The following is an 18,772-nucleotide window of genomic DNA, read 5'->3' as shown; positions in this document are numbered from 1 at the left end:
GTCGAGCGATAAACCGCGGCAGCTCCGATCCGGTCTGGCTTCGGTGTTCGCGATGAAGCTGGCGGCTCGCTGCCGTACCCGACGGTGCAACGGGTCTGTTCAGGGGGGTGGGGCTCGTAGTGGGGCGCCGTCGTGCGCCTTCTGCCACGTATGGGGCTGCCGGTCAGCATCTTCTGAGGCCGCGCTGCGGCGAGTGCGGTCACGACAAGCCGGCGGTCTTTGCAGTTGACTTTTCACCTTGCGACCGCAAGCATCGGAGTCAATTCGAGTGGAGGCGCCATGAATGACTGGTGGTTGCTCGTAACCCTCATGACTGTGGCAGCTGCCGTGAGCTTTGCATGCGCGATAGCTCTATGCGGAGTTTTGGCGTTGGCGACCGACATGAGTGCAGGAAGAGGCGCCCTCAAGCCGATCCTGCTCGGTGCGTGCCTTGCAGGCCTTGCAAGTGCGGCGCTACAAGCCTGTGTTGGTCTTACGTACTACCTCTCATCGCTGACCACGCTGCCCCTGCTTGGCCTCCCACTAGCCATCCTGACAGCCGCAGGCTACTGGTTACTCAACCGAGAGACAAGCGTGACCGCGGACTCTGGGCTTCACGCGCGTCACACGGTTGAGTTGCGACTCACCGGATTCGCGCTGGGCGCACTACTGATGTGCCTCTTTCACGCGCGATGCCTTAACGAGATCGCAATCGCACAGTCCGTTCTCCACAACAGATACCTCGAATTTCCACTCGTCGCGCCAGGCGATCCCTTCTTCGTGGCGGCCTGGGTGGGTCGACTGGCAGCAATTGCGAACGAGCCGCTGTTATACATGGGGCTTCTGGCGATCGCCGTGTCGGTGCTGAAGCCCGACCGCGAGGGTCCCACGCCTCGCAGCCTGCCCGAACGAAGGGCTGCGGTGCGAACGAAGATTCTGGGCTACGTCGCCGATCCGACAAGAGCGATCGGGGTGGCGGCACTCGCCCTGATCCTACTGGCCGGCGTGATGCTCAGCGCTCGTATTGACCTTAGCGCCTTGGCTCAGATCTCAACAGCGCTCAACGGCGGCTCGCGCGAAGTCGGACTGGCCACGCTTTGGCAACTCATCCTCGTCAAGGCGGCATTGCCGATCGGCGGACTGCTACTCATCGTCGCATGCGGATACGAACCGGGACGACTCGGTCGTCGATTGACAGCGATAGCGTGCGCGATGAGCCTAGTATCTGTCGCCGCGATTGGTCAAGGGGTCTCGCTCAAGATCGCAGACATTGAAAATGGCGAGCTGCTCAGGGCAGTCTCCACGCCGGCCGACTTCAGATTCGGCAGATTCGGGATCCCGTTCGCCACGATGGGCTTCATCGCGTTGTTTGCGCTTGTCATCGGCTCGCTACGACAGCGGATGCCGACCGGACCGAATTGGACCATGCCGGCTTCAATTCTCTTTTTGGCCGTGCTGGTTGTGACTGCCTACTTTTCCCAGCCCAACACCCTTGGCTCAATCACTCAGTTCGGCGCCAGCATCGACTCGTACTACAACCCAAAAATGCCGGCTACCGGTTGGAACGCAACCCGCTTGAAGATGCTCGGTCTAGTGTTATTGCACGCATTAACGGCATGTGGCGCCATTGTCATATTCTCGGCGCTCGTGGCAGGAATGTTGAGATGGCGAGGAGATGCCTACGCCACATGCGGAACTGCAATTTGCCTCATCCTGAGCCTTGGATTGCTAGCGAGCATCGCCGCGTTCGCAAGCGATGTTCTTGTGCAGTCCATCCGATACATCGACAACGCAGTCGAGGGCGGGATGGGCAGCGTAAGACGCTCATTGAACGGCCTCAGCGAGAGTACCGGCTACCTTGCTTCCTGGCTTCGGTCCGGCTTCTTGGCTGCATTGGTGATCGCCATACCTTGGATAAGACAGTCGATGCGTACCGGTGTCACGCCGGTCGGCCTGCGCCCCGAGGCTCGACAGCGTCAGTGGATCAAGGCCGGAGCGGCAACCCGTTTCGGTGCGGGGTGGCATACGGCTGCGACCCAAGGTGTCTTGATCCTTCAGACGGTTGTCACCGCGGTCTCGTGGCTCGCAATTGTCGTTGTTTGCTATCTGGTCTTGTTCATGGACGGCTGGACGGTGATGGGGAGGCCAGACGCGTCAATCACCGCCTATGCGGAGTACAGCCTCTTCGGCATTCCGTCGCCACACCTGGCGCTCTGGGCGCTACTGGGACCGGGCTTGCTCTTGTTGCCACTGACTCTGCCGATCGGGCTGGCGATGGGCCGGCGGCCCAGCATTCTCTTGCTCAGGCCCTTTGATCGAGCCAAGTTGGCCAAAGCGACCGCCGGCTTTGTCAGGTCAGTACTGGCCCGGCGGGGTCCGGTCTACACGCTCTCGGATTCGGCCTTCTACGACCGATGGTACGTTCGCTGGCCGGTGGTGGCCCCTCAAATCTGGGCGCTGACCTACCGCCTGCCTCGGGTTCACGCAACGCCAGCTGTGGATCGGACGATCGAAGGGCTCCAACAGTGGTTGCTGCGTAACCTCAACTGGCTAAGCTCGCGATCGAAGATCTTCACCATCGCGGCTTCGACGGATGCTTGGCAGGAACTAGTGCGGCGACTGGCCCTGGCGTCGAACCTTATTGTTGTCGACATCAGCGAAGGTGGGCCAGGGTTGGCTTGGGAAGTCGCATTCATTCGGGACGAAGGACTGCTCGCCCGCACGGTCTTCGTGTCAACGGCAGAGTCACGCAGGCCCGCGCAGGAGTGGCTACGATCGCTCAGGATCGAGAGTCGGGTCCTCTCGATCCTCGACCCGGACGCAGCACGCGTCATTGACGGTCATCTGCAAGCCGCGTTGGCGCGAGGTTCAGATCCAGCGTGACCTCGCTGCAACTTGTCTGCGCCGTCCGCGTGGGCGTCGGCCGAAGGCCCTCTTGACCAATCGCCCAGTCCAGGGGTTGAGCACGCGGCGCAGCGACGCGAAGCCGGCGCGCCGGCTTCGTGCCGTCGCCTGATCCTGGATCGATGGTTGCAGTGCACTCGTTGATGCGCACGATGGCGCCCACCACGGCCTGCAGGTGCTTGTCCTCGAAGGCAGCCTTGGTGCCGCAACAGAGGTCGTTGCGCGTCGTGCGTGGAGCCTCCGGCGGTGCTGCCTCAGCGCTGAGGTCCGGCTGCGGCGGCTTGATCGCCGCACAGGGCAGATTCCTGGCGCCGCCTGCCGTCGTCGCGCAGCGTCGCCTTCGTGTCCGCGCGTGAGATGCCCGCAAGCCGACGGTCGTGATCACCGGCTCCTGGCCGACAGCGGATGTCCCCGACAACTCCGCCGCGTCAAGCTGGGCAGATCAGCTCTGGACGTCGCTCGCCCCGCGCCAGTTGGGTTCGAGCGGCACGTCCGGATCGGCGATCAGCGATCAGCGCGCGTCAGCCAGGCCCTCGACCACGGCGGCCATCTCGTCGGGCAAGTGGTCATCAATCTCCGGCGACGGTGCACCGTCGGCGAGCAGCAGACGCAGTACCTCGGCGTAGTCGCCGCCGGGTACGGGCTCATTGCAGCCGGCGTGCAGGCAACTGCCCAGCGCGTCGCCGCCATAGCCGTTCCTTTCGTGCCAGTGCGCGCCATGGCGCAGTAGCAGCGCGACCATCGCCGAGTCGCCGCGGAACGCGGCCTGGTTCAGTGCACTGGCCTGCCACGGCCCGGGCACGTCCACGGGCCAGCCCAAGGCCAGCATCAGTTGCACCGAAGCCAGTGCGCCGCGTTGCGCCTGCTCGGGCAGCAGCGTGCGCTGCCAGGGCGCCAGGCTGGTGATCAGGTTCGGCTGCCGTGCCAGCAGCGCGCGCGCTGTGGATTCGTCGGCCGCGGCGCAGGCGGCCAGGAAGCGGTCCACGACGCCGTCGGGCGGCTTCTGCCCCAGCGGCGCCAGCCAGGTCAGCACGTCGGTGCGACCGGCGCGTGCCGCGTGCCAGGCCAGCGTGTGGCCGTGGCTGTCGGTCGCGGCGATGTCGGCGCCATGCTGCACCAGAAGTTGCAGGTGAGCGAGAGACCGGCCACGCGACACGGCGTGGTGCAACGGGCGCGTTCCGATGCTCGATGACAATTCGTCGGCATCTGCGCCGAGTTCGAGCACCTGCTGCAGATGCGCGATAGGCTCGAAGTCGAGCTGGCGGAACAGCGCGTTGGTCCCTGGCCAGCGCGCCCCGGCGGCCACCAGCGCGGCGACGATGCGGCGATCGTCCTGCTCCACCGCGTGGTACAGGGACTCGTTGTCGTTCGGGTCGGCGCCGGCCGCCAGCAGCCGCAGCACCAGTGCGGCGCTGCGCGCGCGGGCCACCGCGCCATAGAGCACGGGCAGCGGGCGCTCGGTGAAGGCCGGGTCGATGAGGCCGGCATTGGCATCGGCGCCAGCGGCCAGCAGCCTGTCGGCTGCGGCGCAGAGCGCAGCGTCTTGAGCGTCGTCGAGAGTCGCCAGCGATGAGAACGCCACCAGCGCCAGGGGCGGCGCATGCCACGGCGGCAGCGCATGCCGCGGGTCGACGCCATCCGCATCGCCCTGCACCAGCCGCAGCGCGGCGTGGCGCAGCCGCGGGCGCGATTGCAGCAGTGCCAGCGCCTGCGCCGGCCGGGGCGCGGCGTAGCCCCGGCCCAGCGCCAGTACCAGCACGCGTTCGACGAAGGCCTCGTCGTGCAGCGCCAGCGCGCGCCGGTGCTCGATCTCATCCAACAGCTTCGGCCAGCTCGCGAAACCCAGCTCGCGCGCCAGCACGAGCTGTGCGTGCGCAAGGCGTGGCAGTGCGGGAAGCGCGTACGGCGTGGCGCGCGCCAGCGCGCTGGGCTCGCCGCACCGCCAGGCGCGCAGCAACTCGCGCGCCTGGCGGCGCAACTGGTCGGTGTCGGGGTGTTCGGGCAGCGTCGCGCGCGTGCCCGTGGGGCGGTCGTTCATAGGAACCTCCATGCGATGCGCCTGCGATCCGCACGGTCAGGCCGCACAGGGGTGGGAACGACGGACAGATGCGTCGACAGGTGGGCTCAGCCCTTTCCGCGGATCCGGCGGCGCCCTGCTCGCGCCGTGGCGACGATGCTGCCACGCGGCGGCCAGCGCGGCAAGACTGCCTGCGCCGCACTGCCGTGCTGCAGGCAGCTACGGCGGTACATGGTGCGCAGCGGTTGAGTTGCCCGACAGACAACGGGTACGAGGCGCTTCGCTTGGCGGTTCAGTAGTGCGGCGGCAACTCGTCGCGCAGGCTGCGCAAGGTGTCGAGGCCATCGGACGCGGGCTGGCGCTTCAGTTCCATCAGCTCGCGCATCAGCAGATCGATCTGCCGCTGCTGCCGGATGACCACCTCGTTCAGGCGATCGAGCGCGTCTTCGGTGAAGGTGGCCTTGACCTCCAGGTCGGTCAAGCGTTGCTCGAAGTCGTGGGGATCCATCGCCGCATTGTCCCGCGACGCCGGGTCGAGGTCCCTGCCCGCGGAAGCAGTTCACTTCCCCGGCGTGACATCTGCGCTGGCACGGCAGTGCTGGACATCAACGACAGGAAGGGGGTCGGCTTCGCACACTGGCCCCGTCGAACGTCGTGCGTGGAGTCGAATACCACGCGCAAGGGCGACACCCCACCACCGTCGAGGAACCGTCCTATGCACCCTCTGCCTCATCCCGCCTTCGCCCTGCTGTTGATGGCGGGCTCGCTCCATGCCGCAGTACCCCCGCGACCCGCGCCCCCACCCAAGTCGCTCGACGTCGTGGTGATGCCTGCCGGGCAGGCCAGCCTGTCGCAAGCCCGTTCGCAGCCGGAATACTGGCGGGCGCAAAGCGCGATGCCGACGTTCAAGCAGTTGCCTGCCAGCGCCTTCGACTACAACGCCGCCGCGGCCATCGGCCGGACGGTCACCCAGGCCAGCGAGACGGGCCACCCCGGCGGGCTGGATGCGACCGGCCTGGCGGTGCGCGTGGCCGAGCCCGCTCCCGTGCAAGACGCCCAGCATGAAGCGCTGGGGCTCGTTGCGCCGGCCGCCGTGGGCACACAAGGCTTGCACTTCACGTCATCGGCGGTTCATCCGGCTCAGGCCGACACCAGCTTCCCGCTGCGCGCCACCGGCAAGCTCTGGTTCGAGAAGGTGCCCGGCAGCGGCCAGTGGTCGGTCCGCTCCGGCACGATGATCAAGCCCGGCATCGTCGTCACCGCGGGCCACTGCGTGGCCTCGGGCAGCGGCAGCTGGTATGGCAGCTTCCAGTTCGCGCCCGGCTACCGCAACGGCGCAGCGCCGTATGGCATCTGGACCAGCTGGGCGACGGCCACCACCACCGACCAGTGGTTCACGGGCGGCGGCGGCGTGCCCAATGCGGGCGATTACGCACTCCTCGTCTTCAACCGCAACGGCAGCGGCTACCGCATTGGCGACTACACCGGCTGGCTGGGGTACCAGTACCCCTCTCTGGTCGGCCGGCATGTCACGGTGCTGGGCTATCCGAACAACCTCGACAGCGGCAGCGTCAACCACCGCATCGACTCCCAGACCACCGCCGGCGCCAACGGCACCGGCCTGTGGGGATCCGACATGTCGGGCGGTTCCAGCGGCGGCGCCGTGGTGCTGAACCTGCGTGCAAGCTACGCCTCGTCGACGGCGACACCCAGCGAGAACAATGCCAACCGCCTGGTCTCCGTGGTTTCCTACGGGTCCACCGCAACGGGGCCGATGTACCAGGGTGGCAGCGTGTTCGATTCGCGGCTGGGCACCATGTTGTCCAACATGTGCACGAGCTTCGCCTGGGCCTGTTGATTCCGGCGAAGCCCTCGGCTACTCGGAGGGCTGGCGGCCCGCGTCGAGCGGGCGCCAACCGTACACGGCAACGGCGCTGTGACCCTTGAGGGCATGCCGACCGAGCGCCGCCAGCCCCTCGCCGCCGAGGCGCTGCGCCATGTCCTCCGAGACCACCAGCGGGTAACCCAGATCCTTGGTCAGGCCCTCGAGTCGCGAAGCGACGTTGACACAGTCGCCCACCGCGCCGTAAGCATGGCGCGCCGCAGCGCCGATGTGGCCGACGACGGCCTCGCCGCAGGCCGCACCGATGCCGATGTCCAGCGGAGCCTGCCCGCGCCAGGTCAGCTGCCGATTGATGTCCGGCATCGCGCGCACGATGTCGCGCGCCGCCGCGAAGCAGCTCGCGACCGGATCGGCCAGCGATTGCGGAGCGCCGAACAAGGCCATGACGCCATCGCCCATGAACTCCTTGATCGTGCCGCCATGCCGGTGGATCACCTCGGTGACCTGCTCGAAGAGCACGTTCAGCACCGCCGTCACCTGCTCGGGGGCGTCGTGCTCCGAGCGCCCGGTGAAGCCGCGCACGTCGAGAAACATGACGCACAGGAAGCGCCGCGCGCTGCTCATGCCGTCGAGCCGGCCCGCCTCGAGCTCGTCCATCACCGCCGGGCTCACATAGCCGGCGAACGCCCTGCGCAATCGCCTGCGCGCCAGTATCTCCTCCATCGTTTCGAATGCGATCCGAGCCAACGCGGCCGCCACCGCCACGGCGACCAGGCTGAGCGTCGGCACCTCGAATCCGAACGCCAGCAGCGCCGTGCAGCCAACGACGATCAGTGCAACGAAAGAAAGGATGGTGATCAGCGCGCGCAGCCCGGTGACGGCCAGCAGCGCGCTCAAGGCGCAAGCCAGGCCTGCCACGGCCACCGCCGCGGGCGGCAGCCGCTGGATCAGGCTGCGGTCCATCAGGGCCTGCATGGCCCAGGCGTGAATCATCACGCCAGGTGCGTTGCGATCCCCGTCGGCACCCATGGCCGCCAGCGGGATCCGATGCCGGTCGACGAAGGGCAGCGCCGTGCCGATGAACACGATGCGTCCGCCGAACTGACGCTGCATTTCCGCGATATTGCCGAGACTCAGGGCATCGAGCACCTGCTTCAGCGAGACAACCGGGATCGACGCCCGGCGCGAGAAGTCCATCAACCCGGCGTCGGGCTTCATGCCGAGCCGTCGTGCGATCGTGCCCACGAGCGTCGGAACCGCGCTGCCATCTTCAGCCAGCTTTTCGTCGAATCGGCGCACGACGCCGTCGCGGTCCACCGGCAGCAGCGCCAGGCCCGTGCCGTCCGGTCCGGCGGCCGCGAGGAAAGGTGCGTGAAGCGGACGCGGGCGGCCAGCTTCATCCACGGTGCGGGCGAGCACGAGCACACCGGCGCGCCGCACCGCGAGCATGCCGACGATCAGATCGTGGTCGTTGCCCGGCAGCAGGGCGTCGAAGCTGCGCTCGGGCAGGATGACATCCAGCGCCACGGCCCGCGCGCCGGCGTTGGCCAGCCCGGCCAGCACCTTGCCCAAGCGGGCGTGCACCAGGGGCAAGGGCTCGGCGATGGCCGCAAGGGTCGGCTCATCGATGGTGATGACGGCAATCGCGTCGTCCGCTGTCGCATGCCGCTGGCGGCGCAGGGCTTCGAACTGTGCATCGAGCAAACGCAGATCGCCCTCTTCCATCCACGGCAGCAGCGGCATCACCATGCCCGACAGCAGGGTCAGCAACACGACTATCCATCGACGGCGCTCAACGCCGGCGGCGGGCAGCCATCGCCGGCTCACCGCGCGCGCCTGGCGATGCTTTCGTCCGAAGGGCGCTCCTTCGCCAGGAGCCGCCAAGCCTCGCGTGCTTCGGCCTGTGCACCGACGTCTTCGAGCCAGAGCGCATAGGCCACGCGGCGCGCAAAGGGCGCGCCCTTTGGCGGCCTGCGCCGCTGCAGCTCGGAGGGTTTCGGCGCGGCCACCGACGCGGCTGCGGGCGGGTCCGGGCTTCTCAGCACGATGCCGCCCTGAACGACTCTGTCGCGCCTGAGTCGCAGTTCGGATCCTTCGGCGATCGGCTGCCGCACCGGCATCGTTCCGATGATGCCTGTCACCTCGGACTGCGCCAACTCCACCAGGCTGGGACCCGAGGCGGAGAACTGGGCACCCGTCTTCACATAGAGCAGGTCCACCTTCGAAGCCTGGCCGATGCTCAGGCGGGTCCCGGCGGGCAGCGACTCGAGCAGCCTGAGGTGGTGCCGGCCCGACTTCTCCTCGACCTCGGCTTTACCCGCCACGTCGATCACGATGGCCACTTGCTGCGCTCGGATGCCCGGCGCCGCGAGGGCCAGCAACAGCGGTACTGCGCACCGCGCACCAACGCGAACGACGGTCTTGAGGGACATGGTCTGCGTCCTTAGAGCCGTGAATGCGGTGCCGCTGCTGCGGACGCGTCCTTCAGCAGCGTCTGGGCAATCACCAGCCGAGAGGCCACAGGCACTGTCTTGGTGTTCGGTCCCAGCCGGCGCCGAACGATTGTGGGCGGCTTGCAAATGACGGTCAAGGAAGCAGGTAGCGGGCAGCAGGGCGCGGCCCGGCCGTCACGTCCGAGGTGACGCCGCGGAATTCGCGATCTGCGTCAGCGATGCCTGCCGCGTCCGGGGCGTCGCCGACGAGCTGATGCAACAGCTGCTGGAAGCGGCGCGCGCGGCGGGCCTGGGCTGGCTGTACGGTAACGTGCTGGCCGGGAACCTGCGCATGGCCGGCTTCATGCGCCGGCACGGATTCGCCCTGGCCTCGCCGTGCGATGCCGAGGCGGGCGTCGAGCGCTGGGAGCGCGCCGTGGACGAGCGGCCGGCCCGGCGCAGGCGGGCCATCGGCCACTGGCTCGGCCGGTGGCTGGACCGGGAATGGGCCGCGGCGCGCTGAGCGTCTGGCGCGCTCAGGAGGCCGGCGTGCCCTCGTCGCGCTCGCCGAACGCGATCGCCGCGATGTCCGCATCGCGCAGCAGCGCGCCTTCGGCCTTCAGGCGCTTGAACTCGCCCGCGGCGAGCGATTGGCGCGCCAGCTGTTCGGCGCGCTCCACCGTGATGCTTTCGGCGACCTGGCGCGTGTTCTGCGTGGCGGCATATGGGGCGTCGGCATAACCGCGCAGCATCGCGCTGGCACGCGGGCGGTGCTCCATCGCCGCCAGCAGCGACAGGCCGTCGGCCCACGACGCCCGGCTCGCGTAGGCCGCCGCCTCCGGCCAACCGATGAGCGCCAGCGCGCGCGCCTGCGCCGGCTCGTCGCTGGCGAGCCAGGCCTGCATGAGGTTCGTGCGCGCGATGGTCAGGCGGCCGCGGTGACGGTTGCCTTCGAGCAGCCTCACGAGTTCGAGTCCGGTTCGCAAGGCCTCGGCGGCGTGCCGAAGCGAGCTTCCAGATGCTCAGGCACTTCGGCAGCCTGGTCGAGGGTCCGTCGGTCGACGAGTGGGGCCTGAGCTGCCGCAGCGTGCTCGCCGCATGGCGGCAGCACGGACTCTGCGACGGTTCGGCGACCCGCAGCGCGGGCGGGCATTCGCCTATCGCCTGATCGCGCTGGCATGCACGGCCTTCGCTGCCGCCAACGTTGCCAACTGGCTGCTCCTGATCCGGCACGTGGCCAGCGCGTCGACCGACAGGCCGCAGTCATCCCCGCGCGAGCGCGAGGTGCTGGAGTTGATCGCACGGGGCCAGTCGAACGGCCAGATCAGCAGCGAACTCGGCATCAGCCCGCACACGCTGCGCAACCACGTTGCGCGCATCTTCGCCAAGCTCGGCGTCACGCGCCGAGCCCAGGCCATCGTGCAGGCCCGCCAGGCCGGCTACGGCCGCGGCGCATGGTGACAAACCGCACTGCCGGCCTTTGCAGTCTTCGTCTCGGAAGTAGCGGACCCGCTGCCTACATTGTTCTCAGACCGGCGCGACTGTCGTACCGGCAACAGCAACAGCAGCAGGAGCCCGCCATGAACACCTTCTTCGACAACCTGTGCACCGCCGCCTTCGTCCTGTGCTTCGGCCTCGTCGCCCCGGCGATGTCGTTCGGCGTGATCAGCGCGATGTTCTGACCAGGTTGCATGCGCCCGCGTCTGGTACTCCCGTACCACCTGACTTCGCGACGCGCGCGAACAAGCTGCCGCCCCTGGTAGCGCCGGCTCATGACGGGCGCTGCCCGCTCGCCTAGCCTCTTGCAGGCGTCGCGGGCCATCGAGGCCGCGGCTTCCGAATCGGGCCCGCCCGCGACACAGCGAGGGCCCGTGGCCCCGGGGACGTCCCGGATCTTCGTTTCCGCAAAGGACCCATGATGAACAGCACCATCGAATCCCTGCTGACGGACCCCCTGCTGGCGCGCCGCCTGATGCAGATGCGCTCCGTCGGCGACGCCGTCGCCGCACTGGTCGACACGGCCGCCGCACGGGGCCACCGGCTGAGCCACGACGCTGCGCGCCAGGCCCTGACGGACGACCCCGGCCGGCCGCGCGAGCTCTCCGCCGCCGAGCTGCTGGCGGTGAGCGGCGGCACGAAGACTCGCAAGACCATCCGCTGGGTCAGCCCGAGCGACGAGCAATCCGCGCCTTTCTGACGCGTTCTCGGGCCGCCGCTGCCAACGCCCGCGGCCCTTCAGCCGTGTCTGCCAGGAGGCCGCCGCATGTTCCCTCGTCACGTCCCGCGTCGCCAGCGGCCGGCACTGCCGGTCGACGAGCTGGCCCGGCGAGCAAGCTACCTATGGGAGCGCGCGAGCGCCGCACCTGACGGCATCGACCGCCGCGACGAAGCCGCCGTGCAGCATCGCCTGCAGGTCTGGCAGCAGCGGCTGGCCGCGTCGCAGCTGGCCCCGGCCGAAGCCCTTCGCCTGCGCCTGGCCTGGGACAGCCTCGATGAACCGCGGGCGGCCACGCTGCTGAGCGAGCATGGACCAGCACCTTGGGCAGCCTTGCCCGCCTGGGCGCGCACGCTGGCCGCGTTGTCGCTGGCCTGGCGGCAGTCCGAGCCGGCGGACGATGCCGCGGCCGCCGTGCCGTTCGCCCCGCTGCTGCTGCCGCTGGTGAGCCTGGCGCGCGGCCGGCTGCGCCAGCACGCGGCCGTGACGCGCATCGGCCCCGGGCGCGACCCGCTGTCCGGCGTGGCCCTCGATCAGCTGGCGCGCGCGCTGCTTCATCGGCTGGCGGAAGTGGCCGCGCCGACGCTGCAGCATGAGTTCGAGGCCACGCTGCCCGCCGGCGAGCGCTGGCTGCGGCGCTTCGGGCCGCTCGATCCGCACGCCGGTGCGTTGCGCTACCGGCGTTTCGTCGCGGCAATCCTGCAGGACGGCGGTGCCGGCCTGCTGCACCGCTACCCGGTGCTGGGCCGCCTGCTGGCGACGGCGATCGACCAGTGGGTCGAAACCACCGCCGAGCTGATGGGGCGCCTGGTCGAGGACAGCGACCTGCTGCAGGCCTGCTTCGCGGCCGGCGGCCGCCCGATCGGACCGGTGGTGGCACTGCGCGCCGCGCAGTCCGACGCCCATGGCGGGGGGCGCGGCACCGTGCTGCTGAAGTTCGACAACGGCCTGCGGCTGGTCTACAAGCCCCGGAGCCTGGCGCTGGACGTCGCCTGGAACCAGCTGCTCGACTGGTGCAACGCCCGCCACGGCCTGCTGGCGATGGAGACGGTCGCGGTGCTCGACCAAGGCCGCTACGGCTGGTGCGCCTTCGTGCCGAACCGACCCTGCGACGATCGCGCCGCGGTGGCTCGCTTCTACCGCCGGGCCGGCCAGCTGCTGGCCCTGCTGCACCTGCTGCGCGGCACGGATGCGCACCTCGAGAACCTGATCGCCGATGGCGAGCAGCCAGTGCTGGTCGACACCGAGACGCTGTGCCACCCGGAGCTGCGCCCCGACCTGGACTTCGAACAATCGGCCCGCGCGGCCGAGGGCGTGCTGCGCACCGGCCTGCTGCCCGAACTCGATGCGGAGCCGGGCTCGTTGCCCGCCCGCGCCGACGTCAGCGGCCTGACGGGGTCCGACGAAGCCGACGAGGCGCAGCCCGGATGGATCGGCCTCAACACCGATGCGATGCACCGGCGGCCGGGCGTGCCCGCGCAGCAGCCGCTGCAGGCGCAGCACCACACGCCCCGCTGCGGAGACGACCTTCGCCTGCCGCCCGAGGATTTCGAGCCCGAGCTGCGGGCCGGCTTCGACACCCTGTACCGCTTCGTCGTCCGTCAGCGCGAGGTGCTGCGCGCCCCCGAAGGCCCGCTGGCCGCCTGGCGCGGCTTGCCGGTAAGGCATGTGTTCCGCGACACCGCTGTCTATGCCGGGTTGCAGGCCCACCTGCTGCAGCCGGCGGCGCTGCGCAACGGCGCGGACTTCTCGATCGAGCTCGAACGGCTGAGCTGCGTCTTCCTGCGCGCCGGTCGCCGCAGCGCGGCCTGGCCGCTGCTGACCTGCGAGCAGTCGGCCCTCGGCCAGCTGGACGTGCCGTACTTCGCCAGCCGCACCGACGCGCTCGGCCTGCACGATGGCGCCGGCGGCTGCGTGCCCGCGGTGCTGCAGGGCGCGTCCTGGAACGACGTGATGGCGCAGCTCGACGCCTGCGGAGAAGAGGACCTGGCGCGCCAGCAGCAGACCATCGCGGCCAGCCTGGCGGCCAGCCGGGCCCGGCGCGCGCAGCCCGCGCAACAGGCGCGACCGGCGCGGTCGGTGGCACCGTGAGCCACCGTCGCACACCGCTGATCCTGCAGGCCGAGTCGGCCGAGTGCGGGCTGGCCTGCTTGCTGATGGTGGCGGGCCACCACGGCCACGACATCGATCTGCCGTCGGCGCGCGAGCGCTGGGCCGTGTCACTGCGCGGCTCGACGCTGGCCGACCTGCTGCGCATCGCCGAGCAGCTGGCGCTGCAGCCGCGCGCGCTGAAGCTGGGGCAGGCCCACCTGGCCGGCCTGCGCCTGCCCTGCGTGCTGCACTGGGACGACGACCACTTCGTCGTGCTGACGCAGGTGCGCGGCACGCGGGTGCAGCTGCTGGACCCGGCGATGGGACGGCGCAGCCTCCGCCTCGACGAGCTGGCCCGGCACTTCAGCGGCGTGGCGCTGGAGCTGGCGCCGCGGCCGGACTTCGTGCCGCTGCGCCTGCAACGGCCACTGCCTTTGCGTGCCATGACCGGCGATCTGCGCACGCATGCCGGCAGCGCACTGCGCGTGCTGGGCCTGGCGCTGCTGCTGCAGCTGTGGGCGCTGGTGCTGCCGCTGCAGATGCAGTGGACCGTGGACCGCGCGCTGAACGGCCAGGACCAGCAGCTGGTGCTCGTGCTGGCAGCGGCGTTCGCGGGGATCGTGCTGCTGCAGGTGGTGACGGCCGCGCTGCGCGGCTGGCTGCTGGCGCAGCTGGGCGCGCGGTTGCGGCAGCAGATGTCGTCGCGGCTGTTCCGCCACCTGCTCGCGCTGCCGATGGCGTGGTTCGAAAAGCGCTGGTTGGGCGACGTGGCCTCGCGGCTGGAGTCGCTGGAGCACCTGCAGAACAGCCTGACCACCAGCGCGCCCGAAGCGGTGGTCGACGGTGCGCTGGCGCTGCTGACGCTGGCGATGATGGTCGTCTACAGCCCCCCGCTGGCGCTGCTGGCACTGGCCGCGGTGGCCGGTCAGGCGACCGTGCGCGTGCTGGTGCACCGGCGCCAGCGCGAGGCGGTGGAGCAGCAGCTGGTGCTGCAGGCGCGCCAGCAGAGCCACTTCCTGGAGTCGGTACGCGGCGTGCAGTGCGTCAAGCTGTTCAATGCCCAGCCGCGCCGCGCCGACGAGTTCGACGCGCGGCTGCAGGCGCAGATCGATGCCGGCCTGCGTGCACAGCGCCTGGCGCTGGCCCTGCAGGGCGCCCAGGGCCTGCTGCTGGGGCTGGAAGCAGCGGCCAGCGTCGGCCTGGGCGCGCTGCTGGTGCTCGACGGCGACGGTTTCAGCATCGGCATGCTGGTGGCCTTCCTGGCCTACAAGACCCAGTTCGTGCAGCGCGCCGCCGCGTTGACCGACAAGCTGCTGGACCTGCGCCTGCTCGGCCTGCACGCCGACCGCGTCGCCGACGTGCTGGCCAGTACACCCGAGCCAGGCGCGCCCGCGGCCGCGACGGAGCCGGCGGCGACCCACGTGGCCACGCTCGGCGAACTGCGGCTCGACGGGGTGAGCTTCCGCTGGGCGCCTGGCGAGCGCGACGTGCTGCACGACGTCAGCCTGCACATCGAGGTCGGCGAATCGGTGGCCCTCGTCGGTCCCTCGGGCTGCGGCAAGACCACGCTGGTCAAGCTGATGCTCGGCCTGTTGTGCCCGACCGCGGGCCGCCTCACCTGCGGTGGCCGCACGCTGGACGAGATCGGGCTGGATAGCTACCGCGCCGCCGTCGCCAGCGTGATGCAGGACGATACGCTGTTCGCCGGCAGCATCGCCGCGAACATCGCGCTCTTCGATGCGCAGCCGGACACCGAATGGGTGCAGGCCTGCGCGCGCGCCGCGGCCGTGCACGAGGACATCGCCGCGATGCCGATGGGCTATGCCACGCTCGTCGGCGACATGGGGTCGGTGCTGTCGGGCGGGCAGAAGCAGCGCATCCTGCTGGCCCGTGCGCTCTATCGCCGGCCGCAGATGCTGCTGCTTGACGAAGCCACCAGCCACCTCGATGCCGACTGCGAACGCCGCGTCAACGATGCCGTGCGTGCGCTCGGCATCACCCGTGTCATCGTCGCCCACCGGGCGGAGACCATCGCATCGGCGGACAGGGTGATCGTGCTGGGCCCGGCCCCGCCCGGCGACGTTCCCGCACAGGCACGCCAGCCGAGCGGCGGCGCAAGCTCATCACCTCGGGCCGGCGCTTCGTTCGATGCGTACGTCTTCCTCGACCCGGATCACGGCATGGTGGAGTTCCGGAGCAACCCGGACCGCAGCCGCTCGGCGACGCGGATCAGGGACGGGCGTCTGCGGCCGGCGGCGGATTGGATCGCGATCGTGCGGGCCGAACGCCCGCTCCCTCGCCCGAGCCGCCCAGGGTCGACCGCAGCCTCGCCACGTACCGCCCCAGTTCGCTCTCCGCCCCCGCGCCCAGATTCACCGCCAATCCTTCCGCCGCCTGCAGATGCCGCCGCGCCGCGGTCAGCTCGCCGGCGGCGTGCTCGCAGTCGGCGAAGAAGCAATGCAAGGTCGCCATCCCCATCGGGTCGTTCGCTTCGCGCAGGATGGCCTCGGCCTCGACGAGCGCCTGGCGCGCCTGGGTCAATGCACCCTGCCCGCTCTGCCCGGTTTGCACGTGTGCCCACCGGGCCAGCGAGCGCCCTTCTTCGATGCGATACCCGCACTCGCGCGATCGTGCCAGCGCCCGCTCGTAGTGGCCCAGCGCCTCGACCGGCTCACCCCGGTGCTCGTGGAACTCGCCGAGCATCTGGCGGACGTTCACCTCGAAGAGGGTGTCGCCGGTGTCCAGCGCAATGGCCAACGCCGCCTGGAAGTCGGCCGAGGCCTCCGCCAGCCGCTCGTGCTGCAGATGAATCGCGCCTCGGTCGCCGAGCACGTGGCCCTCGGCTCGGCGATCGCCCCACTCGCGCGCGATCTCGATGGCCTCGCCGAAGTACGCCTGCGCTTCGGCGCCATGACCCAGCACGCGCCGCTGGATGCCCATGTTGCAGAGCACGTTTCCCTCGACGGTTCGCATGCCGTGCTGGCGACAGCACGCCAGCGCCATCGAATACAGGCGCCAGGCCTCGTCCATACGGCCGTCGCTGTTGGCGCTGTTCGCCATCGCGTTCAGACACATGGCCTCGATGAAGCAGTCGCCCGTTTCTCGAGCGGCTGACAGGGCGTCTTCCAGGGTTTGCAGCAGCTGTTCCCTGCGGCCGAGGGCTCGGTAGGTTTCTCCGAGTGCATAAAGTGATCGACCTTGGGCGCGGCGGTCACCGATTTCGCGTCGAAGTGCGAGGCCTTGTTCGTGAAAGCCAAGCGCCTCGTCGTTGCCACCGGTGAGTCGCAGCATCGCCCCCAGCAGGAAGGCGGCCGACCCCCTGTCGGCGGCCCGAAGCGTGTCGAGTGCCAAGACCTTGCGGCCCAACTCCACGCCCACGCGATAGGGGCCTCGGCGGGTCAGCACCGCCAGCGTGGCGGACAGGCAGGGCACGGCCACGGCGCCGTCGGCGCGGTCGACAGCGCGCCGGCACGCGGCGACCAGGTTGTCGACCTCACCCGCCATGGCTCGCGCGCGCGCGGCGCCTCCGTGCGCTCTCAGCGCGTCGAGGGCCTCGACGGTTCCGAATCGAGCGAAGTACCGCCCGTGCCGCGCTGCGGCGCCGGCGGCCACGTCGGTCTCGCCGGGGCTGGGTGCGGCGCCCATCGTGCCCAGCTTCTCGGCCGCGTAGGCCTGGATGCTGACGTACATCCCGAAGCGCGGCTCGTCGCTTTCCAGACGCTGACCCGTGCCGGACGACAGCACGCGCAGCAGGCTGCGCTCCACCAGCGACTGCACCACGTCGACCACCAGTGGCGCCTGCTGCCACGCCGAGAGATCGAGCACGTGCTCGGCCGCCTCGAGCGTGAAGCCACCGACGAACACCGACGCCTGCGCGAGCGCCGCCTGCTCCCACGGTGCGAGCAGCGCCCACGACCAGTCGATCGTCGCGCGCAAGGTCGCCTGGCGAGCCGGCGCGCCGCGCGCTCCGACGAGGAGCTGGAAGCGGTCTTTCAGGCGCTCGAGCAGTTGGCGGGGTGCCAGCGCCACCACCCTGGCCGCCGCCAGTTCGATGGCCAGCGGCAAGCCGTCGAGCAGCGCGACGATGTCCTCGATGACGGGCCGGTTCGATGCCGTCAGCTCGAAGTCGGCCTTGCGTGAGCGCGCCCGCACGGCGAACAACTCGACGCCGGCACCGCGGATGTCCAGCGGCTCCAGCGGCATGACGTGCTCGGCGGGCAGCGCCAGCACTTCGCGGCTCGTCACCACGAAGCGGGCCTGCGGTGCCCGCTCCAGCCACGGTGTCAGCGTGGCGGCCGCATGCGCGCTGACCTGCTCGAAGTTGTCGAGCAGCAGCAGGCATTTCCCGCGGCCGGCGATGACGCCGGCGAGCTGCACGACCGGGTCAACGGTGCCGAGGGGCACATCGAGCGCGGCGGCCACCGCGTAGGCGATGCCGGCAGCGCTGCGTGCCTCCGAGAGGTCGCAGAAGTAGACGCCGCCGGGCCAGTCGCCCAGCCACACCCGGCCGTAGCGGCGGACCAGGCGCGTCTTGCCCGACCCCCCCATGCCCAGCACCGTCACGAGCCGCTCGCCGGCGTCGAGTCGCCCGGCCAGCGCCTGCAGGTCCTTGCTGCGTCCGATGAACTCGTCGCGTTCGGCGGGAAGCGCGTGCGGGATGTCCCGGGCCGGCCGCCAGGCGTCCTGCCAGGGAATCACGCGGTAGGACAGCTCTGCGTCGGGCGGCGGCGTGAACGGCGATTCGCCCGGCACGCCGAGTTCGAGCAGTTCCACCGGTTCGTCGATGCCTTTGAGCCGGTAGTGGCCATGGCTGCGAACGCACCCCAGGTCGCCCGCAGGCGCCAGTGCGGCATGCGCCGCCTTGCTCAGCAGCGTCTGCCCACCGATGGCCAGCGCCATGATGCGCGCGGTCATGGGCTTGGCCAGGCCATCCACTTCCAGCGGTTTCGCGCCGCGCGCGACATCGGCCGCCGGATTCCGGGTGAGGATGACGTCGCCCACATGAAGACCGGCGCGCGCCCGCAGAGGCGGCTCGAGGCCCGCTGTCGCCCGGTGGTAGGCCAGGGCATAGGCGGCGGCGTCGCGGGCGTTCTCGAAGATCAGCAGGAAGCCGTCGGTCTTGTCGATCTCGGTGCCGTCATGCGCCACCAGAAGGTCGCGGGCCAGCCGGTCATGCGCCGCCCACACCTGGGCCATGCGCACGTCGCCCAACGCCTGCGACAGCGAGGTGCTGCCGACGACATCGATCAGCAGGAGGGCTCGCGGAATCGGATCCACGGCCTCATGGTAAG

Annotated in this window: 12 protein-coding genes and 2 pseudogenes; 7 read left to right on the top strand and 7 right to left on the bottom strand. The window is 69.9% G+C overall.

The annotated features are described in order from the left end of the window. The first annotated feature begins 369 nt into the window (after positions 1 to 369). The gene (locus tag P1K89_RS16540; protein WP_284617587.1) at positions 370 to 2,862 is read left to right on the top strand and encodes a hypothetical protein; all 2,493 of its coding nucleotides are present in this window, start codon (positions 370 to 372) and stop codon (positions 2,860 to 2,862) included. Here P1K89_RS16540 and P1K89_RS16535 read toward each other — a convergent pair. From P1K89_RS16535 to P1K89_RS16525, 3 genes are all read right to left on the bottom strand, one after another. Beyond that, positions 2,810 to 3,268, bottom strand: a complete 459-nt coding sequence (locus P1K89_RS16535) for a hypothetical protein (RefSeq protein WP_284617586.1) — start codon at positions 3,266 to 3,268, stop codon at positions 2,810 to 2,812. The two genes, P1K89_RS16540 and P1K89_RS16535, sit on opposite strands and share 53 nt — an antisense overlap. 126 nt (positions 3,269 to 3,394) lie before the next feature. Beyond that, positions 3,395 to 4,921, bottom strand: a complete 1,527-nt coding sequence (locus P1K89_RS16530; protein ID WP_284617585.1) for an ankyrin repeat domain-containing protein — start codon at positions 4,919 to 4,921, stop codon at positions 3,395 to 3,397. A gap of 271 nt (positions 4,922 to 5,192) precedes the next feature. After that, positions 5,193 to 5,408, bottom strand: coding sequence for a SlyX family protein (locus tag P1K89_RS16525; protein ID WP_284617584.1), 216 nt, complete (start codon positions 5,406 to 5,408; stop codon positions 5,193 to 5,195). Positions 5,409 to 5,615: 207 nt separating this feature from the next. Here P1K89_RS16525 and P1K89_RS16520 point away from each other — a divergent pair, with 207 nt between their 5' ends. Next, entirely contained in the window at positions 5,616 to 6,758 is a 1,143-nt protein-coding gene (locus P1K89_RS16520; RefSeq protein ID WP_284617583.1) for a trypsin-like serine peptidase, read from the top strand. Between the two features lie 18 nt (positions 6,759 to 6,776). Here the strand turns inward: P1K89_RS16520 and P1K89_RS16515 are convergent, their stop codons facing one another. Continuing rightward, positions 6,777 to 8,513 (bottom strand): adenylate/guanylate cyclase domain-containing protein, encoded by a 1,737-nt coding sequence (locus P1K89_RS16515; RefSeq protein ID WP_284617582.1) that lies wholly within the window; start codon positions 8,511 to 8,513, stop codon positions 6,777 to 6,779. 53 nt (positions 8,514 to 8,566) lie between these two features. Continuing rightward, entirely contained in the window at positions 8,567 to 9,175 is a 609-nt protein-coding gene (locus tag P1K89_RS16510; protein ID WP_284617581.1) for a hypothetical protein, read from the bottom strand. Between the two features lie 196 nt (positions 9,176 to 9,371). Here P1K89_RS16510 and P1K89_RS16505 point away from each other — a divergent pair. Next, a pseudogene (locus P1K89_RS16505) lies at positions 9,372 to 9,698 on the top strand (GNAT family N-acetyltransferase); the annotation flags it as partial. Between the two features lie 13 nt (positions 9,699 to 9,711). Here the strand turns inward: P1K89_RS16505 and P1K89_RS16500 are convergent. Next, positions 9,712 to 10,140 (bottom strand): hypothetical protein, encoded by a 429-nt coding sequence (locus tag P1K89_RS16500; protein WP_284617580.1) that lies wholly within the window; start codon positions 10,138 to 10,140, stop codon positions 9,712 to 9,714. A gap of 133 nt (positions 10,141 to 10,273) precedes the next feature. Here P1K89_RS16500 and P1K89_RS16495 point away from each other — a divergent pair, with 133 nt between their 5' ends. The 4 genes and pseudogenes from P1K89_RS16495 to P1K89_RS16480 all read left to right on the top strand — a co-directional run. Continuing rightward, entirely contained in the window at positions 10,274 to 10,636 is a 363-nt protein-coding gene (locus P1K89_RS16495; RefSeq protein WP_284617579.1) for a response regulator transcription factor, read from the top strand. 457 nt (positions 10,637 to 11,093) lie between these two features. Further along, positions 11,094 to 11,372, top strand: a complete 279-nt coding sequence (locus P1K89_RS16490; RefSeq protein ID WP_284617578.1) for a hypothetical protein — start codon at positions 11,094 to 11,096, stop codon at positions 11,370 to 11,372. Positions 11,373 to 11,438: 66 nt separating this feature from the next. Then, positions 11,439 to 13,481, top strand: coding sequence for a type 2 lanthipeptide synthetase LanM (gene lanM, locus P1K89_RS16485; RefSeq protein WP_284617577.1), 2,043 nt, complete (start codon positions 11,439 to 11,441; stop codon positions 13,479 to 13,481). A 65-nt stretch (positions 13,482 to 13,546) separates the two neighbouring features. Then, positions 13,547 to 15,361: pseudogene (locus tag P1K89_RS16480) on the top strand (peptidase domain-containing ABC transporter); the annotation flags it as partial. Positions 15,362 to 15,710: 349 nt separating this feature from the next. On the opposite strand, the gene P1K89_RS16475 reads toward P1K89_RS16480, so the two are convergent. Then, entirely contained in the window at positions 15,711 to 18,758 is a 3,048-nt protein-coding gene (locus P1K89_RS16475; RefSeq protein WP_284617576.1) for a tetratricopeptide repeat protein, read from the bottom strand. Positions 18,759 to 18,772 lie beyond the last annotated feature (14 nt).

It is taken from the genome of Aquabacterium humicola (assembly GCF_030167915.1).
Lineage (GTDB): Bacteria > Pseudomonadota > Gammaproteobacteria > Burkholderiales > Burkholderiaceae_C > Pseudaquabacterium > Pseudaquabacterium humicola.
This window is presented reverse-complemented; position numbering and strand designations above follow the sequence as displayed.